Annotated in this window: 32 protein-coding genes and 1 tRNA gene; 15 read left to right on the forward strand and 18 right to left on the reverse strand. The window is 62.7% G+C overall.

Annotated elements, in window-relative coordinates; genetic code table 11:
- Nucleotides 1-303: 303 nt before the first annotated feature.
- The 3 genes from NKI17_RS14190 to NKI17_RS14200 all read right to left on the reverse strand — a co-directional run bounded on the left by NKI17_RS14190 (nucleotide 304) and on the right by NKI17_RS14200 (nucleotide 1,257).
- Nucleotides 304-378 (reverse strand) — tRNA-Glu (locus NKI17_RS14190).
- Nucleotides 379-469: 91 nt separating this feature from the next.
- Nucleotides 470-877: a VOC family protein gene (locus tag NKI17_RS14195; RefSeq protein ID WP_352589829.1), complete on the reverse strand. Its 408-nt coding sequence runs from the start codon at nucleotides 875-877 to the stop codon at nucleotides 470-472.
- Nucleotides 874-1,257 (reverse strand): fimbrial protein, encoded by a 384-nt coding sequence (locus NKI17_RS14200; RefSeq protein ID WP_352457953.1) that lies wholly within the window; start codon nucleotides 1,255-1,257, stop codon nucleotides 874-876. Before NKI17_RS14200 ends, NKI17_RS14195 begins: the two co-directional genes overlap by 4 nt.
- A gap of 26 nt (nucleotides 1,258-1,283) precedes the next feature.
- On the opposite strand from NKI17_RS14200, the gene NKI17_RS14205 reads away from it, so the two are divergent.
- From NKI17_RS14205 to NKI17_RS14215, 3 genes are all read left to right on the forward strand, one after another.
- On the forward strand, nucleotides 1,284-2,324 hold the full coding sequence (locus tag NKI17_RS14205) for an RluA family pseudouridine synthase (protein ID WP_352571978.1): 1,041 nt from the start codon (nucleotides 1,284-1,286) through the stop codon (nucleotides 2,322-2,324).
- Nucleotides 2,325-2,511: 187 nt separating this feature from the next.
- Nucleotides 2,512-3,423 (forward strand): RNA polymerase sigma factor RpoH, encoded by a 912-nt coding sequence (rpoH, locus tag NKI17_RS14210; RefSeq protein WP_023678514.1) that lies wholly within the window; start codon nucleotides 2,512-2,514, stop codon nucleotides 3,421-3,423.
- 338 nt (nucleotides 3,424-3,761) lie between these two features.
- Nucleotides 3,762-4,271: a hypothetical protein gene (locus tag NKI17_RS14215; protein WP_352571979.1), complete on the forward strand. Its 510-nt coding sequence runs from the start codon at nucleotides 3,762-3,764 to the stop codon at nucleotides 4,269-4,271.
- A 182-nt stretch (nucleotides 4,272-4,453) separates the two neighbouring features.
- Here NKI17_RS14215 and NKI17_RS14220 read toward each other — a convergent pair whose 3' ends face one another.
- From NKI17_RS14220 to NKI17_RS14235, 4 genes are all read right to left on the reverse strand, one after another.
- Nucleotides 4,454-5,326, reverse strand: a complete 873-nt coding sequence (locus NKI17_RS14220; RefSeq protein ID WP_352571980.1) for an MBL fold metallo-hydrolase — start codon at nucleotides 5,324-5,326, stop codon at nucleotides 4,454-4,456.
- Nucleotides 5,327-5,476: 150 nt separating this feature from the next.
- Nucleotides 5,477-6,136: a peroxiredoxin gene (locus NKI17_RS14225; protein ID WP_023678511.1), complete on the reverse strand. Its 660-nt coding sequence runs from the start codon at nucleotides 6,134-6,136 to the stop codon at nucleotides 5,477-5,479.
- A gap of 174 nt (nucleotides 6,137-6,310) precedes the next feature.
- Nucleotides 6,311-6,676 (reverse strand): cell division protein ZapA, encoded by a 366-nt coding sequence (locus NKI17_RS14230; RefSeq protein ID WP_023678510.1) that lies wholly within the window; start codon nucleotides 6,674-6,676, stop codon nucleotides 6,311-6,313.
- Nucleotides 6,677-6,680: 4 nt separating this feature from the next.
- Entirely contained in the window at nucleotides 6,681-6,953 is a 273-nt protein-coding gene (locus NKI17_RS14235; RefSeq protein WP_006200774.1) for a DUF4164 domain-containing protein, read from the reverse strand.
- A 260-nt stretch (nucleotides 6,954-7,213) separates the two neighbouring features.
- Here NKI17_RS14235 and tkt point away from each other — a divergent pair, with 260 nt between their 5' ends.
- The 3 genes from tkt to NKI17_RS14250 all read left to right on the forward strand — a co-directional run bounded on the left by tkt (nucleotide 7,214) and on the right by NKI17_RS14250 (nucleotide 12,481).
- Nucleotides 7,214-9,205: a transketolase gene (gene tkt, locus NKI17_RS14240; protein ID WP_352571981.1), complete on the forward strand. Its 1,992-nt coding sequence runs from the start codon at nucleotides 7,214-7,216 to the stop codon at nucleotides 9,203-9,205.
- Between the two features lie 158 nt (nucleotides 9,206-9,363).
- Nucleotides 9,364-10,374, forward strand: coding sequence for a type I glyceraldehyde-3-phosphate dehydrogenase (gap, locus tag NKI17_RS14245; RefSeq protein WP_023678507.1), 1,011 nt, complete (start codon nucleotides 9,364-9,366; stop codon nucleotides 10,372-10,374).
- Nucleotides 10,375-10,591: 217 nt separating this feature from the next.
- A complete protein-coding gene (locus NKI17_RS14250) occupies nucleotides 10,592-12,481 on the forward strand; it encodes a potassium/proton antiporter (protein WP_352571982.1) in 1,890 nt (629 codons plus the stop codon).
- Between the two features lie 169 nt (nucleotides 12,482-12,650).
- On the opposite strand, the gene NKI17_RS14255 is transcribed toward NKI17_RS14250, so the two are convergent.
- The gene (locus NKI17_RS14255; protein WP_352457948.1) at nucleotides 12,651-13,568 is read right to left on the reverse strand and encodes a polyprenyl synthetase family protein; all 918 of its coding nucleotides are present in this window, start codon (nucleotides 13,566-13,568) and stop codon (nucleotides 12,651-12,653) included.
- 79 nt (nucleotides 13,569-13,647) lie between these two features.
- Here NKI17_RS14255 and NKI17_RS14260 point away from each other — a divergent pair, with 79 nt between their 5' ends.
- The 3 genes from NKI17_RS14260 (at nucleotide 13,648) to NKI17_RS14270 (ending at nucleotide 15,329) form a co-directional block, all read left to right on the forward strand.
- Nucleotides 13,648-14,406, forward strand: a complete 759-nt coding sequence (locus NKI17_RS14260; RefSeq protein ID WP_031212144.1) for a biosynthetic peptidoglycan transglycosylase — start codon at nucleotides 13,648-13,650, stop codon at nucleotides 14,404-14,406.
- 139 nt (nucleotides 14,407-14,545) lie between these two features.
- Entirely contained in the window at nucleotides 14,546-14,728 is a 183-nt protein-coding gene (rpmF, locus tag NKI17_RS14265) for a 50S ribosomal protein L32 (protein WP_006203806.1), read from the forward strand.
- Nucleotides 14,729-14,927: 199 nt separating this feature from the next.
- Complete coding sequence (locus NKI17_RS14270; RefSeq protein ID WP_023678503.1) at nucleotides 14,928-15,329, forward strand: hypothetical protein; 402 nt, start codon at nucleotides 14,928-14,930, stop codon at nucleotides 15,327-15,329.
- Nucleotides 15,330-15,339: 10 nt separating this feature from the next.
- Here NKI17_RS14270 and NKI17_RS14275 read toward each other — a convergent pair whose 3' ends face one another.
- The 3 genes from NKI17_RS14275 to NKI17_RS14285 all read right to left on the reverse strand — a co-directional run bounded on the left by NKI17_RS14275 (nucleotide 15,340) and on the right by NKI17_RS14285 (nucleotide 16,699).
- Nucleotides 15,340-15,771, reverse strand: a complete 432-nt coding sequence (locus NKI17_RS14275; RefSeq protein WP_023678502.1) for a GlcG/HbpS family heme-binding protein — start codon at nucleotides 15,769-15,771, stop codon at nucleotides 15,340-15,342.
- A 97-nt stretch (nucleotides 15,772-15,868) separates the two neighbouring features.
- Complete coding sequence (locus tag NKI17_RS14280; RefSeq protein WP_023678501.1) at nucleotides 15,869-16,099, reverse strand: hypothetical protein; 231 nt, start codon at nucleotides 16,097-16,099, stop codon at nucleotides 15,869-15,871.
- 75 nt (nucleotides 16,100-16,174) lie between these two features.
- Nucleotides 16,175-16,699 carry a winged helix-turn-helix transcriptional regulator gene (locus NKI17_RS14285; protein WP_352451127.1) on the reverse strand — a complete coding sequence of 175 codons (525 nt, stop codon included), beginning with the start codon at nucleotides 16,697-16,699 and terminating at the stop codon, nucleotides 16,175-16,177.
- A 97-nt stretch (nucleotides 16,700-16,796) separates the two neighbouring features.
- Between NKI17_RS14285 and NKI17_RS14290 the strand changes: the two genes are divergently transcribed.
- Entirely contained in the window at nucleotides 16,797-17,648 is an 852-nt protein-coding gene (locus NKI17_RS14290; RefSeq protein ID WP_352571983.1) for an alpha/beta fold hydrolase, read from the forward strand.
- 61 nt (nucleotides 17,649-17,709) lie between these two features.
- Nucleotides 17,710-18,366, forward strand: coding sequence for a glutathione S-transferase family protein (locus NKI17_RS14295; protein WP_352457946.1), 657 nt, complete (start codon nucleotides 17,710-17,712; stop codon nucleotides 18,364-18,366).
- 143 nt (nucleotides 18,367-18,509) lie between these two features.
- Here the strand turns inward: NKI17_RS14295 and NKI17_RS14300 are convergent, their stop codons facing one another.
- The 3 genes from NKI17_RS14300 to NKI17_RS14310 all read right to left on the reverse strand — a co-directional run bounded on the left by NKI17_RS14300 (nucleotide 18,510) and on the right by NKI17_RS14310 (nucleotide 20,367).
- The gene (locus NKI17_RS14300; protein WP_023678497.1) at nucleotides 18,510-18,797 is read right to left on the reverse strand and encodes an ArsR/SmtB family transcription factor; all 288 of its coding nucleotides are present in this window, start codon (nucleotides 18,795-18,797) and stop codon (nucleotides 18,510-18,512) included.
- A 31-nt stretch (nucleotides 18,798-18,828) separates the two neighbouring features.
- A complete protein-coding gene (locus tag NKI17_RS14305) occupies nucleotides 18,829-20,076 on the reverse strand; it encodes an MFS transporter (RefSeq protein ID WP_023678496.1) in 1,248 nt (415 codons plus the stop codon).
- Nucleotides 20,077-20,172: 96 nt separating this feature from the next.
- Nucleotides 20,173-20,367: a DUF1192 domain-containing protein gene (locus NKI17_RS14310; protein ID WP_023678495.1), complete on the reverse strand. Its 195-nt coding sequence runs from the start codon at nucleotides 20,365-20,367 to the stop codon at nucleotides 20,173-20,175.
- 124 nt (nucleotides 20,368-20,491) lie between these two features.
- Between NKI17_RS14310 and NKI17_RS14315 the strand changes: the two genes are divergently transcribed.
- From NKI17_RS14315 to NKI17_RS14325, 3 genes are all read left to right on the forward strand, one after another.
- Nucleotides 20,492-21,502 (forward strand): NAD(P)H-quinone oxidoreductase, encoded by a 1,011-nt coding sequence (locus tag NKI17_RS14315; RefSeq protein ID WP_036238914.1) that lies wholly within the window; start codon nucleotides 20,492-20,494, stop codon nucleotides 21,500-21,502.
- A 132-nt stretch (nucleotides 21,503-21,634) separates the two neighbouring features.
- On the forward strand, nucleotides 21,635-21,775 hold the full coding sequence (locus NKI17_RS14320; RefSeq protein WP_023678493.1) for a DUF1127 domain-containing protein: 141 nt from the start codon (nucleotides 21,635-21,637) through the stop codon (nucleotides 21,773-21,775).
- A gap of 355 nt (nucleotides 21,776-22,130) precedes the next feature.
- Nucleotides 22,131-22,826, forward strand: coding sequence for a DUF1013 domain-containing protein (locus tag NKI17_RS14325; protein ID WP_292655650.1), 696 nt, complete (start codon nucleotides 22,131-22,133; stop codon nucleotides 22,824-22,826).
- A gap of 58 nt (nucleotides 22,827-22,884) precedes the next feature.
- Here NKI17_RS14325 and NKI17_RS14330 read toward each other — a convergent pair whose 3' ends face one another.
- The 3 genes from NKI17_RS14330 to NKI17_RS14340 all read right to left on the reverse strand — a co-directional run bounded on the left by NKI17_RS14330 (nucleotide 22,885) and on the right by NKI17_RS14340 (nucleotide 24,339).
- The gene (locus NKI17_RS14330) at nucleotides 22,885-23,604 is read right to left on the reverse strand and encodes a helix-turn-helix transcriptional regulator (RefSeq protein WP_023678491.1); all 720 of its coding nucleotides are present in this window, start codon (nucleotides 23,602-23,604) and stop codon (nucleotides 22,885-22,887) included.
- Between the two features lie 18 nt (nucleotides 23,605-23,622).
- Nucleotides 23,623-24,030, reverse strand: coding sequence for a hypothetical protein (locus tag NKI17_RS14335; RefSeq protein WP_352571986.1), 408 nt, complete (start codon nucleotides 24,028-24,030; stop codon nucleotides 23,623-23,625).
- 141 nt (nucleotides 24,031-24,171) lie between these two features.
- Complete coding sequence (locus tag NKI17_RS14340; RefSeq protein WP_352489312.1) at nucleotides 24,172-24,339, reverse strand: hypothetical protein; 168 nt, start codon at nucleotides 24,337-24,339, stop codon at nucleotides 24,172-24,174.
- 202 nt (nucleotides 24,340-24,541) lie between these two features.
- Here NKI17_RS14340 and NKI17_RS14345 point away from each other — a divergent pair, with 202 nt between their 5' ends.
- On the forward strand, nucleotides 24,542-24,703 hold the full coding sequence (locus NKI17_RS14345; protein ID WP_352454847.1) for a hypothetical protein: 162 nt from the start codon (nucleotides 24,542-24,544) through the stop codon (nucleotides 24,701-24,703).
- 117 nt (nucleotides 24,704-24,820) lie between these two features.
- On the opposite strand, the gene NKI17_RS14350 is transcribed toward NKI17_RS14345, so the two are convergent.
- Nucleotides 24,821-25,552, reverse strand: a complete 732-nt coding sequence (locus tag NKI17_RS14350) for an SGNH/GDSL hydrolase family protein (RefSeq protein WP_023678487.1) — start codon at nucleotides 25,550-25,552, stop codon at nucleotides 24,821-24,823.
- Nucleotides 25,553-25,588: the final 36 nt, after the last annotated feature.

Below are 25,588 nucleotides of genomic sequence, written 5' to 3' on the forward strand. Positions count from 1 at the left end.
GGAGAGGCGCCTTCGCCGAGCTCGCCAAAACGATCCGCCGCCGGCAGCTGTAGCTCAGGTCGGCTCCAGGCAGTGCCGACCAGCGTGATGGACGCCTTGCGATTGTAGTTTCTGTATCTGGCTCCTCCCCGCGTGGCATCGACTCAGCGCGACGTTCTGCGCGCCGCTAACGCTGTGCCTCAAGACCCACGATGCAATGCTAATGCAATCGGCTCCGCTGCGCCGGAAGCGGCAATGAGCCAAACCCGCCGCGACCCAAGGCGATGGATCGGATTGATGGTTTGCCGAGAGCTTGGAGAGACTTGGTACGCCCAAGGGGAATCGAACCCCTGTTCCCGCCGTGAGAGGGCGGTGTCCTGACCGCTAGACGATGGGCGCGTTCAAGAACCGGCGATATAGGCTGACGGCTGGCAAAAAGCAACTAGGGTTAAGGCTGCCGATCGCGCCGGTGAAATACTCAGCTGCAAGCCTAGCGTTTTGGCTCGATCAGGTCCCAGAGATTTCCATAGAGATCGGCGAAAACCGCCACAGTGCCATAGGTCTCGTGCCGGGGCGCCTCATGGAATTCGATGCCCTTTTCGAGCAACAGCGCATGGTCACGGGCAAAATCGTCGGTTTCGAGGAACAAAAAGACCCGCCCGCCGGTCTGGTTGCCGACGGCGTGCCTTTGCGCATCGCCGGATGCCTCGGCGAGAAGCAGCCGCGCGCCCTGCCCGTTGCCCGGCGTGATCGTGACCCAGCGTTTGCCGCCGCCGAGGTCGACATCTTCGGCGACCACAAAACCCAGCCGGTCGACATACCACGAGATCGCCTCGTCATAATTTGCGACGACAAGCGCGACCGTGGCAATGCTGCGGTGTTCGGCAAAACCGGTCATTTGTTCCTGATCGAAAAACGGCCGACGATGCGGCGCTCGGTAATGTCATAGACGAAGATGGCGCGGCTGCCGTCGGGCAGCTCGGTGTCGATCGACAGGTGATTGCCGGACAGCGATTGGCTGATCACCCTGGCGCCGACCGGCAGCACGATGTCGCCGTTGACCGTTTCGCCGATCGGCACCTGGATGTCGCTGCTCAGCGGAGGGGCGGCAGGCGGCGCGTTGCGCGCTTTGTAGACAAGCGCCGCGATCACCACCATAAGGGCGAGGAACAGCAGGCCGAGATTGATGGCGACGAAGCGGACGAGCTTCCTCCGCACCTTTTCGACCTCGGGGTCGAGCGGCTTTTCCTCGTCTTCGTCGGCAAGCGGCCGGGCCATGGCAGCAGATTCCGGAACTGTTTTCGATGAGCGCTCATAACGAAGAGGTCAGACAATTAATAGGGGCCGGACCGATCGTGCTGGAGGCGGGCGCCGATGCGGCCGGCCAGCGGCTCGACCAATGGCTGGCGGCCAGGCTCGGCCCCGACATGTCGCGCAGCCGGGTACAGATGCTGATAAAGCAGGGCGCCGTCAGGATCGGCGGCAGGCCAGCCAGCGAAACGAAGCGCAAGATGGCACAAGGTGACAGCGTGTCGGTCGACATGCCGGAGCCGGAACCGGCGGAGCCGCAAGGCGAAGATATTGCGCTGGACGTCCTCTACGAGGACAGCGAGCTGATCGTCATCAACAAGCCGGCCGGGCTGGTCGTACATCCCGGCGCCGGCAACTGGACCGGCACGCTGGTCAACGCGCTGATCCATCATTGCGGCGACAGCCTGTCCGGCATCGGCGGCGTGAGACGGCCGGGCATCGTCCACCGCCTCGACAAGGAGACCAGCGGCGTCATGGTCGTCGCCAAGACCGATCGCGCCCACAAGGCGTTGTCGGAGGCCTTTGCCGACCACGGCCTGACCGGCGATCTCGAGCGGGCGTATCTGGCGTTGGTCTGGGGCATACCGGCAAGGCCGACCGGGACGGTCGACGCGCCGCTCGGCCGCGCCGCCGACCGGGTACGCCGCGCCGTGGTGCCGCAAGGCCGCGACGATGCCCGCCACGCCGTCACGCATTTCACCGTCGTTGAGCGCTTTGGCGAGCAGCAGCAGGAATTCGCCACGGCGAGCCTGGTCGAATGCCGGCTGGAAACCGGTCGCACTCACCAGATACGCGTCCACATGGCCCATATCGGCCATCCGGTGATTGGCGACCCCGAATACGGCCAGGCTTTCCGCACCAAGGCCAATCGGTTGCCCGAGCCGCTAAGAAGCAAGGTAAAGGCGTTTCCGCGACAAGCTTTGCACGCCCGCCTCCTTGCATTTCGGCATCCGGATACCCATCTAACGATGAGGTTCGAAGCACCGATACCGTGGGACATGGAGGAACTCGTCGACGGCTTCCGCAAGCTCTGAACCAACCACCTGAAAACCTGACCGGCGTTGTTCACTTCAACGTGACACACTGTTTCGTGTTGAACAAATGCCTGTCTTTCTGGTTTTGTTCCTATATATGTCGGTTGGCGCGAATGTGCCTTTGGCATTCGCGCCACATGCCCGCCGCGTTTCGGGGGCATCACTCCAATAGAGAGGGGGCGCTATCATGGCCCAGTCATTACCCAGTATCGTTTCCGGCGAAGGCGGTCTCAGCCGCTACCTGGAAGAAATCCGCCGCTTTCCGATGCTTCAGCCGCAGGAAGAGTACATGCTCGCCAAGCGCTATGCCGAGCATGAGGACACCACGGCTGCGCACAAGCTCGTCACCAGCCACCTTCGGCTCGTCGCCAAGATCGCCATGGGCTATCGCGGCTATGGCCTGCCGATCGGTGAGGTGATCTCGGAAGGCAATGTCGGCCTGATGCAGGCCGTCAAGAAATTCGAACCGGAGCGCGGTTTCCGTCTCGCCACCTATGCGATGTGGTGGATCAAGGCCTCTATCCAGGAATACATCCTGCGCTCGTGGAGCCTGGTCAAGATGGGCACCACCGCCAACCAGAAGCGCCTGTTCTTCAACCTGCGCAAGGTGAAGGGCAAGATCCAGGCGCTCGACGAAGGCGATTTGAAGCCCGACCAGATCACCGAGATTGCCACCCGGCTGAACGTCTCGGAAGCGGAAGTCGTGTCGATGAACCGCCGTCTGTCGGGCGACGCCTCGCTCAATGCGCCCATCCGGGCCAGTGAAGGCGAGTCCGGCGAATGGCAGGACTGGCTGGTCGACGACCACGAAAGCCAGGAAGAGATGCTGATCGAGCAGGACGAGCTGGAAAACCGGCGCGGCATGCTGTCGGGCGCTCTTGCCGTGCTCAACGACCGCGAACGCCGCATCTTCGAGGCGCGCCGCCTCGCCGATGAGCCGTTGACGCTTGAAGAGCTGTCGGCCGAGTTCGATATCAGCCGCGAGCGCGTGCGCCAGATCGAGGTGCGCGCCTTCGAGAAGGTGCAGGACGCGGTCAAGGCCGCAGCCAAGCGCCAGACGCAGGCGCTGCGCACCATCGAGGCGCAGCCGGCGGCGTAAGGCCTTCCAAGGGAACAAATAACGGCGGCGTCAGGTAACTGGCGCCGCCGTTTCTTTTTAGAGGGTTGCCGGTTCCGCGGCGCCTTTTGCGGATGTCCGATCCGCCGTCGTAATTGCTCAGTAGTCTCGCCATGGCGTCCGCAGACGATCTCATCCACAGCGGTATTATCGCAATTTTCCCCAAGCCCTGAAAACCGCAACGCTGCAAGCTGTAGCGGCAATGTTCCGCGCCGACCGGGGCATTTCAAAACCCGGCGCTTGCGACAGGCGGGGGCGACAACGGGCGCCGGGGCCGCGCCGGGCAGTTGAGCCTATTGAAAACGAAAGGCAGTGTGACGATGACCATTTCTCCGTTCCTGGCCGCTCTCGGATCCGAAGGTCCGCCAGCCGACCGAGCGAAAGACATGGCCCTGTATGGATGGCTAATTGGAAGCTGGGAAATGGACTCGGTCCACTACCTCGACGACGGCGCAATCCAAAAATGGGATGGCGAATGCCATTTTGGCTGGGTGCTCGAAGGCCGCGCGATTCAGGACGTTTGGATCAGGCCCAAGCGCCCTGCGCCGTCGACGATGTATGGTACGACCTTGCGCATCTTCGACCCTGGGATCGATGGCTGGCATATCATATGGAACGACCCGCTCAACCAGGATCGCTCGCGCCAGATCGGCCGGGCCGAGGGTAAGGACATTGTCCAGCTCGGCAATGACTCGCGCGGTCTGCAAACTCGATGGCGTTTCACTGAGATCACTGCCACCAGCTTCCATTGGATCGGCGAGGAAAGATCTTCCGAGAGCGATCCTTGGCAAATCACGTATGAACATTTAGCCCGCCGAACAAAACCCTGACGCTGGACTGGCTGGCGTCTGCGCTGCTCCTCATCCGGCTGCCACCACCGTCTTCCCGCATGGACCTCTCGGATTCAAACATCGCAAAAATCGAATCAGGATCAATAACTTGGATGACCATCGCAGAACGATGAGGGCGGCGCCGAGTTTGAATGGCACTGTAATGCCAGCGACCCATCTCCTCACAGGCAATCGAGCGGAAATTTCAGATAGCGCCGCCCGTTGGATTCCGGTTCCGGCAGGCGTCCGCCATTCATATTGACCTGCAGCGCGTGCAGGATCAGCCGCGGCATCGGCAACGTCCTGTCGCGGGCTTGGCGGAGCGCGACGAAGTCGGCTTCCGTCTTGCAGCCGGCAACATGGATGTTGCCGGCTTTCTGCTCCGCGACCGTGCTTTCCCAGCGCGCTTCGCGATCGCCCGGCTGGTAGTCGTGACCGACGAACAGACGTGTCTCGTCCGGCAGCGCCAGGATGTCCTCGATCGAGTGCCAGAGCCGCTCGGCACTGCCGCCGGGAAAGTCTGTCCTGGCGGTCCCGCTGTCCGGTATGAACAGCGTGTCGTGGATGAAGGCGGCGTCGCCGATGACGTAAGTGATCGAGGCCAGTGTGTGGCCCGGCGAGAACAGCACTCTTGCCGGAAGGCGGCCGACCGAAAAAGTTGCGCCGTCGGCGAACAGCCTGTCCCATTGCGAACCGTCGGCGGGGAATTCCGGCCAGTTGTAGATCACCTTCCACAATTTCTGGACGTCGATGACCTTTTCGCCGATTGCCGTCGGCGCTCCGGTTCTCCCCCTCAGATAATGGGCGGCGGAGAAATGATCGGCATGCGGATGCGTGTCGAGGATCCACTCGACCTCCAGCCCGCTTTCCCTGACGAAGTCGAGCAGGGCGTCGGCATTTTTCGTTGCCGTTGTACCGGACCTTTCGTCGAAGTCGAGCACCGGATCGATGATGGCGCATTTGCGGGTCGCCATGTCGGCGACCACATACTGGACGGACCCGCTCGGCTTGTCATAGAAGCCGGTGACCTGCGACCTGGCCGATAATGCGTCCAATCCCAGCCCCCTTGATCCTCACCGTGGCAGGAATGACTTTCTCTGCCACGGCAAATGAAAGGCATGGTTGTCCGTCAACCAGGCGCCGTCAAGCACCCCATGCTCATACGGCCAAGAAAACCGAAAATTCTCCGTGCCGCCTCTGCCTGCTCAGGCGGAAGGCTGCTTGGTTTTCCTGAGATATGGCAGGATTGTCTCGTAGGCGCCGAAACGCTTGATGGCATCTTCATTCGAGACGGCAGCGGTGATGATGACGTCCTCGCCCTGCTTCCAGTTCGCCGGCGTCGCCACCTGGTGCTTGGCGGTCAGCTGCATGGAATCGATGGCGCGCAGGATTTCGTCGAAGTTGCGGCCGGTCGTCATCGGGTAGGTGAGAACCAGCTTGATCTTCTTGTCGGGCCCGATGACGTAGACCGAGCGCACCGTGGCATTGTCCGCCGGCGTGCGGCCTTCCGAGCTCTCGCCGGCACCCGCCGGCAGCATCTCGTAAAGCTTGGCGACCTTGAGATCCTTGTCGCCGATCAGCGGGTAGTTCACCGAATGGCCGGTCGCGGTCTTGATGTCGTTCTGCCACTTTTCATGGCTTTGGACGGGATCGACCGAGATGCCGATGATCTTGACGTTGCGCTTCCTGAACTCGCCTTCGAGCCCGGCCATCGTGCCGAGTTCGGTCGTGCAAACCGGCGTAAAGTTCTTCGGATGGCTGAACAATACTGCCCAGCCGTCGCCGATCCATTCATGGAAGCTGATCGGTCCTTGCGTGGTCTCAGCGGTGAAGTCCGGTGCGATATCGTTGATACGAAGGCTCATGGCGTGTCCCTACCCTGTGAGTGCAGATCGCAGCCGGCGTTGACCGGCGCTGCTTTTGCCTTTCTATCACTCCGGCGTCATCCTTCAAATGCCTGTTGCGCCGGCATCAAGGCCGGCGGCGAAATATTTTCATTGCTTCTCGGCAAATGCCGCAGGAATTTTCGCTGCGCTGGCTCAGGCCTTGTTCACTGCCAGCGTCGTCGCCAGGTCTTCCATGCGCTGGGCCAGCGCGCCGAGCGCCCCGGTCAGCGCGGAATCGTTCTTGTCGGCCTTGGTCAGTGCGTCGTCGCGCGTCTTGCGCAGCGTCAGCACTTCGCTTTCCATGCCCTTGACCCGCTTTTGCAGTTCCGAAAGCTCGTCCATGACCATGATGCCGGCCATCACGGTCAGCCGCTGGTCGCCAATCTCGCCAAAAGAATCCTTCAGATGCGAAACATAGCGGTCGAAGCGCTCGGCAAGATCGATCAGATGCTCTTCCTGGCCCTCGTCGCAGGCCATCCGATACTGCTTGCCGTCAATGGAAACCGTGACTTGTGCCATTAGCCTACCTGTCCAGTACCGCGCGGATGGTTTCCATGGCTGTCACCAGCCTTCGCGACACTTCCTTGTTGGCATCTTCCAGCCGTTCGGCGCGGGCCTCGGAATTGTCGAGTTCCTGCGCCAGCCGCGAGCGGTCGGCGTTCATCCGCTGCACTTCGGCCTCGGCTTCCGAATAGTCCCGCTCGTGCTCGAGCTTGGCCGCGACGGCGTTTTCCAGCCCTTCGATGGCCTTACCCAGCCTGGCAATGACTTCTTTGAGGGTCGTTTCCCCGGTCATGGCTTTCGTCCTGCGCCCTGCCCATCACCGAATCATCCACGTTCAGAACGCGTTATCCCTGAAATATTACGCGTCGTGTGAACCGCACGTCAATAAAGCTGTCGCGACTGTCCCCTGCTAACGCTAATGTAAGTCGCGCATGGCCATCACAAGACCGGCAAAAGCACACCGATTTGTTGACTAAAAGGCCGCGCCTGCTATGTGTCGCGCACCCTTTTCAAGGGCTTTCCCAAGGCCCAAACCCCCATTTTGGAGGAAGCATGACCTCGCGCGAACAACATGACCGGATGGCCAATGCGATCCGTTTTCTCGCCATGGACGCCGTCGAGAAGGCAAATTCCGGCCACCCCGGACTGCCCATGGGCTGCGCCGACATCGCCACGGTGCTGTTCACCCGCTTTCTCAAATACGATCCGAAAAACCCGCATTGGCCGGACCGCGACCGCTTTATCCTGTCGGCCGGCCACGGCTCGATGCTGCTTTACTCGCTGCTCTATCTGACCGGCTACGAAGACATCACCATCGACCAGATCAAGCAGTTCCGCCAATTGGGGTCGAGGACGGCGGGCCACCCGGAATACGGCCATGCCGCCGGCATCGAGACGACGACAGGCCCACTCGGCCAGGGCCTTGCCAATTCGGTCGGCTTCGCGCTCGGCGAGCGCATCATGAATGCCGCTTTCGGCAAAGATCTCGTCGACCACTACACCTATGTGCTGGCCGGCGACGGCTGCCTGATGGAAGGCGTATCCCAGGAAGCCATCGCGCTTGCCGGGCATCTGAAGCTGAACAAGCTGATCGTCTTCTGGGACAACAACAACATCTCGATCGATGGCCCGGTGTCGCTCGCCGATAACACCGATCAGGTCGCCCGCTTCCAGGCGTCCGGCTGGAATGCCAGCCATATCGACGGCCAGGACCCGGAAGCGATCGCCTATGCCATCGAAGCGGCCCGCCACTCCGACAAGCCGACGATGATCGCCTGCAAGACGACCATCGGCTTCGGCGCGCCGACCAAGGCCGGCACCAACAAGGCGCATGGCTCGCCGCTCGGCGCCGAGGAAATCGCTGGCGCCAGAAAATTCTTCGGCTGGGATTATCCGCCCTTCGAGGTTCCGGCCGATATCCTCGACGCATGGCGTACCGCCGGGCGGACCGGCGTCAAGGCGCGCACCGACTGGGAAAGCCGGCTTGCCAAGGCTGATGCCAAATTGCGCGCAGAGTTCGAACGCCGCATCAGTGGCACGCTGCCGGCCAACTTCGACGCCGTCATTGGCGATTACAAGAAGAAGCTCGTCGCCGACAAGCCGAAGGTCGCCACCCGTAAGTCATCGGAAATGGCGCTGGAGGTCATCAACGGCGCCGTGCCCGAAACCATCGGCGGCTCGGCCGATTTGACCGGCTCCAACAACACCAAGACTAGCCAGACCAAGAACATCACCGCCGACGATTACGGCCAGCGCTACGTTCATTACGGCGTTCGCGAGCACGGCATGGCAGCCGCGCTCAACGGGCTGACATTGCATGGCGGCATTATCGCCTACGGCGGCACTTTCATGTGCTTTTCCGATTATGCCCGTCCGGCGATGCGGCTTGCTTCGCTGATGGGCATCCGCTCGATCTTCGTCATGACCCATGATTCCATCGGCCTTGGCGAAGACGGCCCGACCCATCAGCCGGTCGAGCATCTGGCAGCACTTCGCGCCATTCCGAACCACAATGTCTTCCGCCCCGCCGACGCGGTGGAAACCGCGGAATGCTGGCAGTTGGCCATTGAGTCGGAAAAGACGCCTTCGACATTGGCGCTGACCCGGCAGAACCTGCCGACGGTACGCAACGACTTCGTTGCGGAAAACCTCTCCAGCCGCGGCGCCTATGAACTTGCCGCCGCCAGTGGCGAGGCGGCGGTGACGATCTTCGCTTCGGGCTCCGAGGTCGAGATCGCGCTGGCCGCCCGCGAGGCCTTGGAAAAGCACGGCCACGCGACCCGCGTCGTCTCGGTGCCGTGCTTCGAATTGTTCGACAAGCAGAGCGCCGACTATCGCAGCAGGACGATTGGCAATGCGCCGCTCAAGATTGCCATCGAAGCCGGCATCCGTCAGGGCTGGGATCACTTCATCGGCACCGACGGCATCTTTGTCGGCATGACCGGCTTCGGCGCCTCCGGCACCATCGAACAGCTCTACCCGCATTTCGGCATCACAGCCGAGGCAACGGTGAAGGCGGCGGAAGCCCGTCTGCATGGCAAATGAAAGTGAGCCCCGCCCGGCAAAGGCTGGCATAGCGGTTTTGCCGGGCGGTGGAGCACTAATCGATTTAAATCCACGCCTCGGCGGCTGGATTCTTTGCCCGTCCGCCGTTATGAAGCTGCGGACTTGATCTTCGGCCTCCAACTCCCAGGGAGAGAACAATGACCGTCAGAGTTGCCATCAACGGATTCGGCCGCATCGGCCGCAACATCCTGCGCGCCATCCATGAATCCGGCCGCAAGGATATCGACGTCGTCGCGGTCAACGATCTCGGCCCGGTCGAGACCAACGCCCATCTGCTGCGCTTCGACAGCGTGCATGGCCGCTTTCCGCATGAGGTGACGGTTGACGGCGACCAGATCATCGTCGGCAAGGAAAAATTCAAGGTCACCGCGATCAAGGATCCGACGCAACTGCCCTGGAAGGAGCTTGGCATCGACATCGCGCTCGAATGCACCGGCATCTTCACCGCCCGCGACAAGGCCGTCGCCCATCTGACCGCCGGTGCCAAGCGCGTTCTCGTCTCCGCTCCGGCAGAGGGCGCCGATCTCACCGTCGTCTATGGCATCAATCACGACAAGCTGACCAAGGACCACATCGTCATCTCGAACGCCTCCTGCACCACCAACTGCCTGGCGCCGCTGGCGGCCGTGCTGAATGAGGCGGTCGGCATCGAGAAGGGCATGATGACGACGATCCATTCCTACACCGGCGACCAGCCGACGCTGGACACCATGCACAAGGACCTCTACCGCGCCCGCGCCGCCGCGCTGTCGCAGATTCCGACCTCGACCGGTGCTGCCAAGGCCATCGGCCTGGTACTGCCCGAACTCAAGGGCAAGCTCGACGGCATCTCCATCCGGGTGCCGACCCCGAACGTCTCGCTCGTCGATTTCAAGTTCATCGCCAAGCGGCCGACCACCGTCCAGGAGATCAATGACGCGGTGATCGCCGCCTCGAACGGCAAGCTGAAGGGCATCCTCGCCGTTACCCGTCACCCCAATGTTTCGATCGACTTCAACCATGATCCGCATTCCTCGATCGTGGCGCTCGACCAGACCAAGGTCATGGACGGCAACTTCGTTTCGGTGCTGTCGTGGTACGACAATGAGTGGGGCTTTTCCAACCGCATGGGCGATACCGCCGTCGCCTTCGGCAAGACCATCGCCTGATCGCAGAGCCAGCTTCTCGACCTGGAGACGCCCGGCTCAGTCCGGGCGTTTTTCATTGCAGCACGAACCGCCGAGGCACGCTCCGCTGCTCGGGGGTGCCAAAACTTTCGACGATCGGCAGCGTGGGGCAAAAAGCCACGCTGCTGCCTTGCAGCGGCCATGTCTTCGCCCCACTCTCCCGTGATGCCGGAGCATATCGACTAGGGGCGACCAACGAATGGAGCATGGTATCTATCTTGTGACGCTCGTTGGCGCAGCACTTGTCGTTGCCGCCGCGTTTTCAAGCCTGATCGCCTTCCGTTTCGGCGCCCCTCTCCTGCTGCTGTTTCTCTGCATCGGCCTCGCCACCGGAACCGACGGTCTCGGCATCCATTTCGACAATGCCCGAGTTGCTTATTTTGCCGGCTCGTTGGCGCTGGCGGTCATCCTTTTCGATTCCGGCTTCGGCACGCCGCTCAACGCCTTGCGGCAGGCGGCCGGGCCGGCGCTGTCGCTGGCCACATTCGGCGTCCTTTTGACCACCGGGCTCTTCGGCGCCGCCGCCTATTATCTGCTCGACCTGACCTGGCTGGAATCCTTCCTGCTCGGTGCCGCCGTCGCCTCGACCGACGCCGCGGCGGTGTTCTTCCTGCTGCGCGCCGGCGAGATCAATTTGCGCGAGCGCGTGCGGTCCACGCTCGAGGTGGAATCCGGCACAAATGACCCGATCGCCATCTTCCTGACCATCACGCTGGTCGAGGTCATCGCCGCCAATACCCACCCCGAGGCCAAGGTGCTGGTCACCGATCTTGCCGTCGGCTTCCTTGTCAATATGGGGCTCGGCGCGGTCATCGGCATTCTCGGCGGCATGGCCATCGTGCGCCTTGTCGATCGCCTCAATCTCGATCACGGCCTGCTGCCGATCTTCGTGCTGACGCTGTCGCTTATGGTGTTCGCTGCCGCCGGTGCCGTCGGCGGCTCCGGCTTCCTGGCGGTCTATCTCGCAGGCCTGATTGCCGGCAATTCCGATATCCGGGCCGTCACCATCCTCAAGCGCTTCCAGGACGGCATGTCGTGGCTGGCGCAGATCATCATGTTCCTGATCCTCGGCCTGTTCGCGACGCCTTCGCAATTTCCGGCGATCCTGGTGCCGGCAGTGCTGCTCGGCCTGTTCCTGGTATTTGTGGCACGGCCAATCGCCGTCTGGCTCTGCCTGGTGCCGTTCCGTCTGCCACGCCCGGAAGTCGCCTTCGTCTCGTGGGTTGGCCTGCGTGGTGCCGTGTCGATCCTGCTTGCCATCACGCCGCTGCTCGGCGGTCTTGAGAACGGCCGCCTCATCTTCAACACTGCCTTCATCATCGTGCTGGTCTCGCTGATCATCCAGGGATGGACCGTCGGGCCGCTGGCGCGCCGTCTCGGCCTTATCGTGCCGGCCCGCCTGGGACCGCTCGACAAGGTCGAATTGGAACTGCCGGGCTCCGCCCATCATGAGCTTCTCGCCTACCGCGTGGCACCTGGCAGCCCGGTGGCGCGCGGCGAACGCATTCCGCGCTGGGCGCGGCCGTCGCTGGTGCTGCGCGACGGACGCTCGATGCGCTTCCAGGATATGGGCCGGCTCGCGGCCGGCGACCATGTCTACATCTTCGTGCCGGACCGCTATCCGCGCCTGCTCGACAAGCTGTTCGCCAGCCGTGCCGTGGTCGATCCCGAGGACGCGGATTTCTTCGGGGCCTTCGCCGTCGATCCGTCACGCCCCGCCGAGGAACTGGAGACCGCCTACGCGCCGGGCCTGACCGAAGCGGAACGCAAGCTCAGCATTGGCGACCTGGTCACTACGCGGCTCGGCGGCCACGCCGAATACGCCGACCGCGTGCTACTCGGTCCGATCGAGCTGATCGTCCGCGACGTCGACGACAAGGGCAGGATCACCGGCCTTGGCCTGTCCTTTGAGCCGACCGCGCCGGTGGCGCGCGTTCCGGTGTTCCTCAGCGCCGGCGAAATCCGCGACCGCATCGCCGCCTTCATCCGCAACCGGCGCAAGCCGGCCGAGGCGCAGGCGGTCGAGGCGGCGGCCGAGATGGGACCGGTTCCGCAGCCCGTAGTGGAAAAGACAACTGGCGAAGGCTGACCGCTGTCCACCCGAGCCGCGGAACCCTGCCGCGAGGCTGAAGAATGGCTCGGCAACTGGTGTGGCGGGTCCATGTGGTCCGACATCGCCGGAAATGATCCCGATCGGCCGGTTGCGAGGGCGTCCGGCCGATCAGTCGCCAATTCTCCGGCGCGCCATAGGGGCGCGCTTAATTGTTGCGGGCCGCTACGAACTGCGCCGCTTGTTTCAGAAGCGCAGCTTGCTCGCCAAAAGGTTCGAGCAACGCATGAGCCTGGTCAACGAGGCCATGGAGCTGGCCCCGCGCCCAGTCCGGTCCGTGCAGCGCGACCAGCGTCGCCTTGCCGGCCGCGGCATCCTTGCCGGTCGCCTTGCCCATCTGATGCGCGTCGGCGGTCAGGTCGAGCAGATCGTCGGCAAGCTGAAAGGCAAGCCCGATCGCCGAGCCGAACTCGGCCAGCCTTTCGCGGTCGCCCGACGGCGCGCCGGCAAGGATAGCGCCCGCTTCGCAGGCAAAGCGGATCAGCGCACCGGTTTTCATCGCCTGAAGCCGGATGATGCCGGCCTCGTCCGGCCGGCTTTGTTCGGCTTCGAGATCGAGCATCTGGCCGCCGACCATGCTTCCCGCCCCGGCGGCGCGGGCCAGTGCCAGCACCAGCGTTGCCCTGCGCTCGGCCGGCAGCATTGTCGCCTCGTCGGCAAGGATGTCGAAGGCAAGTGTCAGCAAGGCGTCGCCCGCAAGAATGGCGGTCGCCTCATCGAAAGCCCTGTGCACGGTCGGCTGGCCGCGGCGCAAATCGTCGTCGTCCATGGCCGGCAGATCGTCATGGATGAGCGAATAGCAGTGCACGCATTCGAGCGCCGCCGCGACGCGCAGCGCCGCCTCGCCGTCGGCTGAAAACAGTGCAGCACTTTCCATGACCAGGAAGGGACGCAGTCGTTTGCCGCCGTTCAGCACGCCATGTCGCATTGCCGCCATCAGGCGTTCGGGCCGCGCGACCTCGCCCGAAAGCGTCCGTCCGTCGAGCAACCGCCTCAGCAGCGCCTCGAGCGGAACTGCCCGGGCAATAAGTGCAGCTTCGAACGCCATTTGGTCGTCTTTCGTCATGGTCGGGAGCGGTAGCCGACACTCAGACGTTGCGCAAGAAGCCAAGCGCCATTATGCCGGGGGCAGGGAGTAGCGCGGACTGGGTGGCTTGGCGGAACCGATCGTCGATCACGAAACCGAAGGGTTGGACATGGCGAGACCGAGACGCGGCAGCCGCATCGGTCTTCAACGCTGGGTCCGGCGCGGCATCGCCGTCGCGGTCGTGCTGGCGCTGGTGCCGGTGGTGCTGACCTTCCTGTACCTGCCGACATTCGTGCATCCGGTGTCGACATTGATGCTGAAGGACCTGGCGACGTTTTCTGGCTACGATCGGCGCTGGGTTTCCATCGACGATGTCGCGCCGGTGCTGGCATATTCGGTCATCATGTCGGAGGACGGGCAATTCTGTTTCCATCGCGGCGTCGATCTGGGCGAGTTGCGCGGCGTCGTCGACGATGCGCTCGCCGGCGAGATGACACGTGGCGCCTCGACCATCACCATGCAGACGGTAAAGAATCTTTATCTATGGTCGCGGCCGTTGGGCTCGGTCCGTAAGGTCGTGGAACTGCCGCTGGCCGTCTATTTCGATGCGGTGCTGTCGAAACGGCGGATCATGGAGATCTACCTCAACATCGCCGAATGGGGACCGGGCATCTACGGCATCGAGGCCGCCGCCCAGCATCATTTCGGCGTCTCGGCAAAACAGCTGTCGCGGCGGCAGGCAGCGCTGCTTGCCGTCACCTTGCCGAATCCGATCGTGCGCAATCCGGCGAAGCCCGGGCCGGGACTGAGACGGCTTGCCGCGTTGATCGAACGGCGCGCCGGCCGCGCCGGCGCCTATGTCGGTTGCCTGCGATAGTGTCAAAAAAAAACACGGCGACGCTGGCCAAAACGCTGTCGGGCGTGTATAGGCACCCGACTTTCTCAGATTCCGGCCCCTGATGTGGCCCTTTCACGAGGGCCGCCGGGGCGTTTTGACCATGTAGTGGAGCATATCCATGGCCGTTCCGAAACGAAAAACCTCTCCGTCGAAGCGCGGCATGCGCCGTTCTGCCGACGCACTGAAGGCCCCGACCTATGTCGAGGACAAGAACTCCGGCGAGATGCGCCGTCCGCACCATATCGACCTGAAGACCGGCATGTATCGCGGTCGCCAGGTTCTGGAGCCGAAGGAAAGCTGATAGAGCTTTCGACGGTTTATTGGGTTGCGAAACGACCGGCCATTGGCCGGTCTTTTTGCGTTTGCGACAACTGATCTATCAGCCGGGCCTGACATTGTTGTTTCACGCCGTCTTTGTCCGTGTTTATCGGCCGCACGAAAATTCTTGACGGCGAACGCCGGGCGCACTCTACAAAGATCAGTCCAACCGGAGCCGCCACATGTTCGGTGCCATCCCGCTGCTGATCGTGCCTTTCATCCTCTACAATCTTGGGCTTCTGGGAATATTCGGCAGCGGCGACGATCCGTGGGCCACCGAAATGTTTTCGGTCCGGATGATGTCGGGTGGCGTGTTCTCGATGACCCTCGGCGACCTCATCGTGCTGATCGCACTGATCTTCTTGTTCGTCGAAGTGGTGAAGTCGACGCGCACGACAAATGCCTCGATCATGGACCATCTTTTGTCGACCTTCGTCTTTGTGGCCTATCTGGTCGAGTTCCTGCTGGTGAAGGGCGCCGCCCATTCCGTTTTCTTCACACTGATGGTCATAGCGCTGATCGACGTGCTGGCCGGCTTTTCGGTGTCGATGCGGTCGGCCACCCGCGACATCAATATGAGTTAAGGATCCCGACTCAGCCCGGGTCAGCGGTGAAGCCAGCCGCCTCGACGCCGGCGATGGCTGCCGTTTCATCATTGTCGGACGTGTCGCCGGAAATACCGATGGCGCCGATGATCGTGCCGGCGTTGTCGCGGATCAGCACGCCGCCGACGACCGGCAGGACGCGCCCGCCCGACACGTCGGAGACGCCGGCGATCAGATGCGGGCGCTCCTTGGCGAAAGCTTCCACCCGGCGCGAGCCCATGCCGATAGCGAGCGCGCCATAGGCCTTGCCGGCCGACATTTGCGGACGCAGGAAAGAGGCGCCGTCCTGACGCTGGAACGCGACCAGATGGGCGCCGGCGTCGAGCACCGAGACGCCAAGCGGCCTGAGCTTGAGCTCGGCACCCTTGGCAAAGGCGGCGGCGATGATTTCAAGGGCTTTGTCGAGCGTCAGTGCGGTCATGGCCGTCTCCTAAACGCGCCAGTTATCAACCGGCAGAACAGACTCCGAGTGAACTGTTTCGCGTGCGAAAGGAAGCATGCATTCTGGGAGCGCCGGCCTATTTCTTCTTGGCGCGAGGCTTCTTCACCGGGGCCGGAGGCGCATTGGCCAGGTCTTCCGCTTCCTTGGCGAGGCGCAGCGCCCGCAGCTTGTTGGTCTTGGCTTGGCGAGCGTCGCTCTCGGCGACATATTCCGCCATCGCCTTCTGGCGAACCGTGGCTGCCTCTTCCTGTTTCTTGAAACGCAAATCGGCCCGCGCACGGGCAGTGTCCTTAGAGTTCTCGACCAAGAGCGTTATCCAATCCGTAAATTATCTTCAGTCCCTTGATAGCAGAGCCAGCCCGCAATTGGGAAAATAAGTTGGTCATGGCGCCGGATCGCAGCCGACTCGCTCCGCCTTGCGGGCGACTACCGCATCGTATCCGGCCTGCAAAGTCGCGCGGACGGTGGGTCCAGATGGGGCGGGAGACGCACCCAGATGCTCGTGGCGCAACTCGTTCATGAACTTATCCCACATCGGCGGGCCGCCTTTTTCCAGAAGCTCGGCACGGATAGAGAGCTCTTCGCTGACCGGCAGCCAGACGCGGCCCCAGGCGCCGAGATGCGCCAGGATCGGCACCAGCGTAATCGCCATTTCGGTCAGGCTGTAGATCGCCTTTTGCTTGTGGGAGGGATCGTCCGCCTTGGTCAGCATGCCGAGCTCCATCAGCCGCTTCAGCCGGTCGGCGAGGATGTTGGAGGCGATGCCCTCCATCGAGCCGTTGAGCAGTTCGCGAAAGTGGCGTCTGCCGCCGAAGATGATGTCGCGAAGGATGATCAGGCTCCACCGGTCACCGAACACTTCGAGCGACAGGTTGATGGGGCATCCGGACCGACGATCGATGTTCATGCGAATCTCCAAAAACCGGTTGCACTATCGTATCGGTTTTAATATCGTGCAACTGATTGCAACTTGCAATCGGATTTGCAGCCCAAGGAGGAAAGTCATGAGAAACGCCGAACACCCCGAAATCGTATCCCAGACGTTCGGCGATCCGGCCCATCCGGCGGTGTTGTTGATCATGGGCGCGATGGCTTCCATGCTTTGGTGGCCCGAAGCGTTTTGCCGGAAGCTGGCCGGCGAGGGTCGCTTCGTGATCCGCTATGACAATCGCGATACCGGCCGTTCGACCAAATACGCGCCGGGCGAGCCGCCTTATACATTCGACGACATGGTGGACGATGCCGTCCGCGTCCTTGACGACCAGGGAATCCGAAAGGCGCACGTGGTCGGCATGTCGATGGGCGGTATGATCGCGCAGCTCGTTGCGTTGAAATACCCGCCGCGTGTCAATTCGCTGACGGTGATCAGCAGCTCGCCCCTGGGCATCGATACGTCGCATTTGCCCGGAACCACCGAGGCCTATAGGAAACATTCGGCCGAAGGCGCCAAGGTCGACTGGTCTGACCGTGGCCAAGCGGTCGATTTCATGGTCAAAAACGCGCGTGCGCTCGCCGGCACCGCGCATCCGTTCGATGAGGCGCGGACGAGAGCGTTCGTGGAACAGGACTACGACCGGTCCGGCGGCTTTCTCAGCGCGACCAATCACTTCATGCTCAAGGGCGGCGAAGATCGGAGCGGCGAGGACTGGACGGGGCGGCTGCACGAGATGAAGATTCCGCTCCTCGTTATCCACGGCACCGACGATCCGATCTTTCCAGCCGAGCATGGCGCCGCTCTTGCCGACGCGGTCGCCGGTGCAAGACTGGTCCGGATCGAGGGCGGCGGCCACGAGCTGCATCCCGACGATTGGGCCGCGATCATCGATGCGATCGTCGCCCACAGCCGGGCCACGTAGCAGCGGGCCGAACCTTGACACCGGATGCCCGCGAGACGAAGCACCAAAGATAGGAGCAAAAATGTCCCTGACGATGCATCTTCATCCGCTGGCCTCCTTCTGCTGGAAACCGCTGATCGCGCTCTATGAGAACGGCACGCCATTCACATCGGTCGTCGTCGATCTCGGCAACGAACAGTCGCGCGCGGCGTTCCTGAAATTGTGGCCGGCCGGCAAGATGCCGGTGCTGCGCGATGAGGCGCTGGACCGGACCGTGCCGGAATCGACGATCGTCATCGAATATCTCAACGCGTATTATCCCGGACCGGTCGAGCTGATCCCCGGCGATCTCGATCTCGCCCGTCAGACCCGGCTTGCCGACCGCTTCTATGACTTCTACGTCCAGGAACCGATGCAGAAGATCGTTGGCGACCGGCTGCGGCCGGAGGGCAAGACCGATCCGTTCGGCGTCGAGCAGGCCCGCGCCCAGCTGCGCAGCTCCTACGCCATCATTGAACAGGACATGCAGTCGAGGACATGGGCGGTGGGTGCGAGCTTCACCATGGCCGACTGCGCTGCCGCCCCCGCGCTGTTCTACGCCAACAAGGTCGAGCCGTTCGGAGACGAATATCCTGCGGTCAGGCGCTATCACGACCGGTTGCTGCAACGCCCCTCGGTTGCCCGTGTGATCGAGGAAGCGCAGCCGTATTTCAAGCTCTTCCCCTACAACAATGGCTAGAGTGGTTCATCGTTTCACGGAAACGCCGAACCGCTCTATCTCTTTGTTTTTGCGCAATTCCGTACGGAAAACCGTTTCACACTTTTCCTGGAATTGCTCTAGGCCCGATGCTGCATAGTTGCTCGACGCGCTGACGATGCCCCTCAACTTCCGGGTGAACCGAGCTGCTCCGCATCCCAGAACTGGTCAAGCCAGATGTTGAGCTTCAGGAAGCCGGCATTGCTGACCGTATAGACGCGCCTGGTGCCTTCCGGCTTGGCGTTGACCAACCCCGCATCAAGCAGCACCTTCAGGTGCTGCGAAACGGCCGGGCGGGACACCGGCAAGCCGGATGCCAATTCGTTGACGGTCTTCGGTCCGCGCCGGAGCTCTTCCAAGAGATGGCGCCGGTTGGGATCGGCAATCGCCATGAAGGCGTCGGAAAGCATCATGCCTTATTTGTGGGGCAAAGCGCCTCGAATCTCAACTGTCGGCTTCAGCTTTTCTGCGCGGGTCGAGCCGCAACGCTTCCGGCGTCACCGAGCGATCGGCGGGCTGGGTCTTGAAGGCATCGCGGCCTTCGATCGGCACCGGCGCGCGACGGCTGATGCGCAGCAGCGTATAGCCAGCCAGGCTGAGATGCGCGAGCGCAGTGGCCAGGAACAGCCCCTCAGGGCGCATCCAGCCCATCAGGCCGGCGGCCACCAGCGGACCGATCATCGTGCCGAAGCCATAAAGCAGCAGCAGGCCGCCCGACACTTTGACGAAGTCCTCCGATCGCGCATGGTCATTGGCATGCGCCACCGCGATCGAATAGAGCGTGTAGGCGAAGGCGCCGTAGGCGGCGGTGCAGACGATGACGAAGACGCCGGAGCGCGGTTCGAACAGGAAGATGGCGATGGCAAACAGCGCAGCACCGAAGGCCGCGCCCGCCAGCACGAAACGACGGTCCGTCGTGTCGGAGAGCCGCCCGGCCGGAAGCTGCATGGCGGCACCAGCGATGACCACGAGGCTCATCATCAGCGCGATCTCGGCTGTCGAGATGCCGATGCGCGCTCCATAGACGGCACCAAGTGTACCCCAGGCGCCGTTGGCGATGCCGATCAGCACGCAAGCGATCGCCGACACCGGCGAATTGACGTAGAGCCCCTTGACGTCAAGCGACACGTCCTGCAGCGGCTTGGGGTGAGACGCCGTCGAGACCGCCGTCGGGATCAGCGACAGGCAGAACAGAATGCCGGTGATCATGAACAGCGACGCCGATCTCACATCGCCGCCGGCAACGATCATCTGACCGCCCATGATCGAGGCATAGGTGACCATCATGTAGAGGCCGAAGACGGTGCCGCGGTTTTCGTTGGTGGCCTTCTCGTTGAGCCAGCTTTCGATGACCATGAAGGCGCCGGCCATGGTGAAGCCGGTGAAGGCGCGCAGCAGGATCCAGGTATATTCGTCGATGATCAGGCCGGTGAGCAGTGCGACGATCGCTCCCGATGCGGCAAAGGCGCCGAAAGCCCTGACATGACCGGCGCGGCGCACGATGCGTGGCGCAAAGAAGCAGCCGGTGACGAAGCCGCCGGCCCAAGCCGTGCCCATCAGGCCGAGCGATGCCGTCGAGAAGCCCTCCACCTGGCCGCGCAGCGGCAACAGCAGACCGTGCAGTCCGGATGCCGCCAACAGGAACGCGGTGCCGCGCAGCAGCGAGAGGATCGGTCTGTAGCTTGCGAACATTTTTCAATCCGGCTGGGGTTTAGGGCACAAGTCTGCAGACAGCGGCATTCGGGCTTTTCGGCGGCGTGCCCGAGCTTTTGGCATTACCCGCAGTAACTACCCGCGGCGAAACAGCGCCTCTGCCGCCGACTTGGTCGAGCCCTTGGTCTTGAGCTCGGCTTCCAGCCGGGCGATCTCGTCGCGCAGGATGCCGATCCGTTCGGACAATTCGTCGACGGAAAGCAGCGACAGATCCTGCCCGATCTCGTGCGGGCGCGCTTTCTTCTTGGGTTCGTCGTCGAAGATCGCCATCGTCGCTCCTCCGTGATTGCCCATTTGCCTGATTTGCCAATGAGCATACATAGGGCAAGGGTATGGATGCAAATGGCGGGCAAGAGCTGGCACGAGAAACCGGCGGAGCACGACGGGAAAATTCATGGCGAACGCACAGAAAATTCCGGCGAAGATGATGGCGATCGCCATATCGGAACCGGGCGGGCCGCGGGTGCTGAAACCGGAAACCCGCGACGTACCGGTTCCCGGTCCCGGCGAGATCCTGATCCGGGTGCGGGCCGCCGGCGTCAACCGGCCGGACGTGCAACAGCGCAAGGGCGCCTATCCGCCACCGCCGGGAGCGTCGGATCTGCCGGGCCTGGAAGCAGCAGGCGAAGTCGCTGCCCTTGGTGACGAGATATCGCGCTGGCGCGTCGGCGACCGGGTCTGTGCGCTGACGGCGGGCGGCGGCTATGCCGAATATGTCAGAGTGCACGCCGGCAGCGTGCTGCCGCTGCCCGCCGGCTTTACCTACACCGAAGCGGCGGCGCTGCCGGAAAACTACTTCACTGTTTGGCACAATGTCTTCGAGCGCGGCGGCCTGAAGAGCGGCGAGACCCTGCTCGTGCATGGCGGCTCGTCGGGTATCGGCACCACGGCGATCCAGCTTGCTGCCGCTTTCGGCGCCTATGTCGTCACCACCGCCGGCAACAAGGAGAAATGCGACGCCTGCCTCAAGCTCGGCGCCGACCGGGCGATCAACTACCGCGAGGAGGACTTCGTCGCCGCAGTCAAGGAGGCAACCGGCGGCAAGGGTGCCAATGTCATCCTCGACATGGTCGGCGGCGACTATGTGGCGCGAAACTATGAGGCTGCAGCCATGGAAGGCCGCATCGTCCAGATCGCGACGCAGGGCGGGACGGTGGCGAGCGCCGATTTCTTCAAGATCATGGCCAAGCGGCTCGTGCACACAGGATCGCTGCTCAGGCCACGCACCGTGGAGTTCAAGGCGGCAGTTGCGGCTGCGCTGGAGGCGCAGGTTTGGCCGCTGCTCGGCACGCGCAAGGTTGCGCCGGTGATGGATACGATCTTCCCGCTCAAGGAAGCGTGGCGGGCGCATGAGCGGATGGAGGAGGGTGAGCACATCGGCAAGATTGTGCTCGATGTCGCCTGACGGCCCGCAAACAGGCTGAACGAAAGTTTAACGGTGCAATGCAACAAACGCATTGCGGCCATGCAAAAGCGTCTGTTCAATTTTTCATCGCCGATGCCTATTTACGCGGCATCAAAACGATGGAGGACTATCATGAACCCGATCCGCGCTTTCCGTAACTGGCGCATGTACAACGAAACCGTGCGCGAACTGAACCGGCTGAATGCTCGTCAGCTCAACGACCTCGGCATCAACCGCGGCGACATCGAGAGAATCGCCCGCAAAGGGCTTTGATCTCGAGCACGATCCCGCCCGAAGACCGGGCGCTGCTTTTCGGCAACGCCGAGCCGCGGTTCGGGATCAAGCTTTAGAAGCCAGAGCCGCAGCAGACGGATTTCCGTCGCCGGTTCCGAGCCCGCCCGACCTTGGTCTGGCGGGCTTTGTCTTTTTGAAGCTTTTCGACTGCATGGCGTCATCTGCCGACCCTTCGCGGTCTGCTGGTCGCGCTGCCGTGCCGTCCTTGACGCGCGCCTGCCAAAAACATTGCGAAACGGCGAGCGAGCGGTTATATAGACCGCGATTTTCCCATTTTGGTGGCTCTAAACCACCGCCCGCGCGGGAACGCGGGCGAACGAGAAGGATTTTTGTAATGGCCAATACGCTGCTGATGCCAAAGGCGACCGCCGTCTGGCTGGTTGACAACACAGCGCTTTCCTTCGAGCAGATCGCGCAGTTCTGCGGACTGCATCCGCTTGAGGTCAAGGCGATCGCCGACGGCGAGTCGGCGCAAGGCATCAAGGGCATGGACCCGATCATGACCGGCCAGCTCACTCGCGACGAGATCGCGCGCGCCGAGAAGGACCCGAACCACCGGCTGAAGCTCTCCGATCCCAAGGTGCGGGTGCCGGAATCCAAACGCAAGGGTCCGCGCTACACGCCGCTGTCGAAGCGCCAGGACCGGCCCAACGCCATCCTCTGGCTGGTGCGCAACCATCCCGAGCTCAAGGATGCGCAGATTGCCCGCCTTGTCGGCACAACGAAGTCGACGATCGACCAGATCCGCGACAGAAAGCACTGGAACTCCGCCAATCTCCAGCCGATGGATCCGGTGACGCTCGGCCTGACGTCGCAGATCGACCTCGATATGGAAATCAACCGCGCCTCGCGCGGCCGCGAGCAGGCGCAGCCGGTCGGCGATACGCTGCTGCCGGCCGCCTTGACCGAACGGCTGGTGCCGGCGCCCGAAAAGCCGAAGGACGAGGACCGCGAACTTGACGCCAACGCCGTCTTCGCCAAGCTTTCGGCGCTGAAGTCGAAGGACAAGGACGCCGACGAAGAGGAATAGGTCTGGCATCCAAAACAAAAAGCCCGCTTTCAAGCGGGCTTTTTTGTGATCTTCCGTGTCAGCTTCGCGCCGCCCGGTCCGGCGCCATGCCGTAATCCTCGCTGCGCTCCACCGCGCGATAGAAATCGGCGAGCTGCTTGCCGCGCTCCGGCTTGAAGGTGCGGCCGGCGATGACCACCGAGGCGATGCGGTCGATGCGGAAGGCGCGGAAATCGCCGCGCATCTCACACCAGGCGACCAAGGTCCACACCTTGCCCCAGAACCACAGGCCGAGCGGGCGGATGTCGCGCGCGGTGCTGCGGCCGGCCTCATCCGAATAGTCGATGGTCAGCACCTGACGTTTCTCGATGGACCGCTCGATCAGGTCGATGGCTTCGCGGGCGGCATCGCTTACCACCCACATCGGCGTGTGGATCTCGGTACGGGCGATGCGGTCCTTTTCGGCGTCGGGCAACACGGCGCCTATCTTGACCAGCGCCTCGTCGGCGGCTCGCGCCATGGCCGCGCCACCAAAGGCGCGCACCATGCGGGCGCCGGCGACCAGCGCGACGATCTCGTCACGCGTGAACATCAGCGGCGGAAGGTCGAAACCCTCCCTCATCATGTAGCCGACACCGGCCTCGCCGTCGATCGGCACGCCGGTCGACTGCAGGTCTGCGATGTCGCGATAGATCGTCCGCTCGGAAACCTCGAGCCACGTGCCCAGCTTCTGGGCGGTGACCAGACGACCACCACGCAGATGCTGCACGATCTGGAAGAGCCTGTCGGCGCGGCGCATCGTATGGTCCCTCGGCGTCTATCGTTCCAGCCCTTCGCGCTTGCGCTGCGCGGCGACGAAGGCCGCGCCGAAGGACAGTTTCCTCGTTGTCGGCGTGCTTGCGTCGACCACCCGCCAGAACGGCGCAACGTCGCCCAGTGCCATACCACGCTCAAGATCCTCGTTGGCGGCCTCGGCGACGGTGCGCAGATGATAGCCGATGGTGACCGGACATGTCATCTCGGCACCGTGCTCGATGGCGAGAGCGGTGCGCAAAGCGCGGATATTCATGTCCATGCCTTCGGGGATGGAGCGGATGAATGCATGGACCTGGCGAGCTGTAGGAACCAGCATCGGCTGGCCTTCGACGACGTCGCCGATGGTGCGTGGCGACGGTCTTATGCCGTTGATGCCACGCGTGTTCAGCCTGTCGTTCCAGCTTTTCATCGATCGTCCTCTCGGCCATCCGGCTCCGGCGGCCATCGCACTATGGCACGAGCCTCCTGACACCATACTGTCAGGAGGCTTCAGCATGCCCATCTCAGCTCGTCGCCAGGTCGCATCCAAACGCCACGCAGAAAGCTTGCCTCAATTGCCGCCATTGCGGCGGTCGCCATACATGTCCGGCCAACCAATATCCTTGCGGATGTCCGCCGGCAGGGTGTTCATGAACCGCTGGGTGCGGATTTCATTGCGCATCGTCCGGATCTTGCCGACATAGTGCTGCACGCTACGCAGAATGGTAATACCGTTCATCGCTGGTCTCCTCTCTTTCGATGCAGGCACTATCGCACACCCCTGCTGACAGCAGTCTGTCAGGAGGGTGCGGCTCTCATGACCGGCGTTCCGATTTATCCATCGAAGTGACAAGGCAGTGCTGAAAAGAGGCTTGCCGCAGTGGAAGCCGGCGATCCCGGAGCCGCTTTGACAGCCAGCCGCGATGCTGATCAAAGGCTGCATGTCGAAACTTCTCGCGCTCGTCATCATCCTCATGATGGTCATCCAGCTCATCAAGCCGCTCGGCTGGCCCGGGCTGAAGCGGCGCAGCGATTTCTGGAAGCTGGCGCTTCTGGCGATGGCGGCGATTTCGATTACGGCGGTGCTCGGGCACTGGACGTAATGCATGTCGCGCAAAAGTGTGCAGCGGTTTTGCGACAACGACATGCATAAAAACAAGAACCTGAAGCGCGTCGGATGAGGCCAATCGAACGCGACGCGCTTTAGTGCCGGCGGCCCGCTACGCGACGCCCGGTTCGTTGGCGAGCACCAGGCTGACCAGATGTTCCGCCCAGGCTCGGTAGCCGGCTTCCGAAGCGTGAAATCCATCCGATGCGAAGCCGGCATCGGCATCCGTGATCGGCAGCCGGGGCGCCGGTATGGCGCCGCGTTCGAGGCAAAGGCGCTCGCCCATCCGGTTCATTTCGACGGCGCGGATTTCGAGGATCTTGCCGAGCAGCGGCGGCATTGCCGGAGCCCGGGTGAACTCCAGCACCGGCGACCACACGACGCGCGCTTCCGGCCATTTGGCGCGCAGCGCGTAGAGCAGGCCGCCAAACTCGCGCTTGAAGCGCGGTACCGAATGAAAATTCTTGGTGTCGTTGGTACCGATGGCCAGCACGATATGCGTCCACGGATCGGCCGATAGATTGGGCAGCACATGATCGCGGATCTGGCCAGAGGTTGCCGAGTTGAAGCCGGCCGCCCGCCAGCGCACGGTGCGGCCGGTGCGTTGCGCAATCAGAACTGCCAGTTGCGCGGCCAATCCGTTTTCGGAATTGCCGATCCCTACCGAGGCGGCGGAGGAATCGCCAAGCACCAGAACCGAGATTGCTGGCGCCAGGCCAGATATCTCGTGCATGACCGGACCTTGTGCCGGCAGCATGCGGGCGGTGCGGCGACGCACGCCAAGTCCTTGCCAGACATAGACCGGAAAGGCGAGCCAGGTGAGAAGGGTCGGAAAGCGCCGCATGGCAAGTCCCTTTTAGGGCATAGCGAACAGCACTTA

The organism is Mesorhizobium sp. M0816, assembly GCF_040320005.1.
GTDB lineage: Bacteria > Pseudomonadota > Alphaproteobacteria > Rhizobiales > Rhizobiaceae > Mesorhizobium.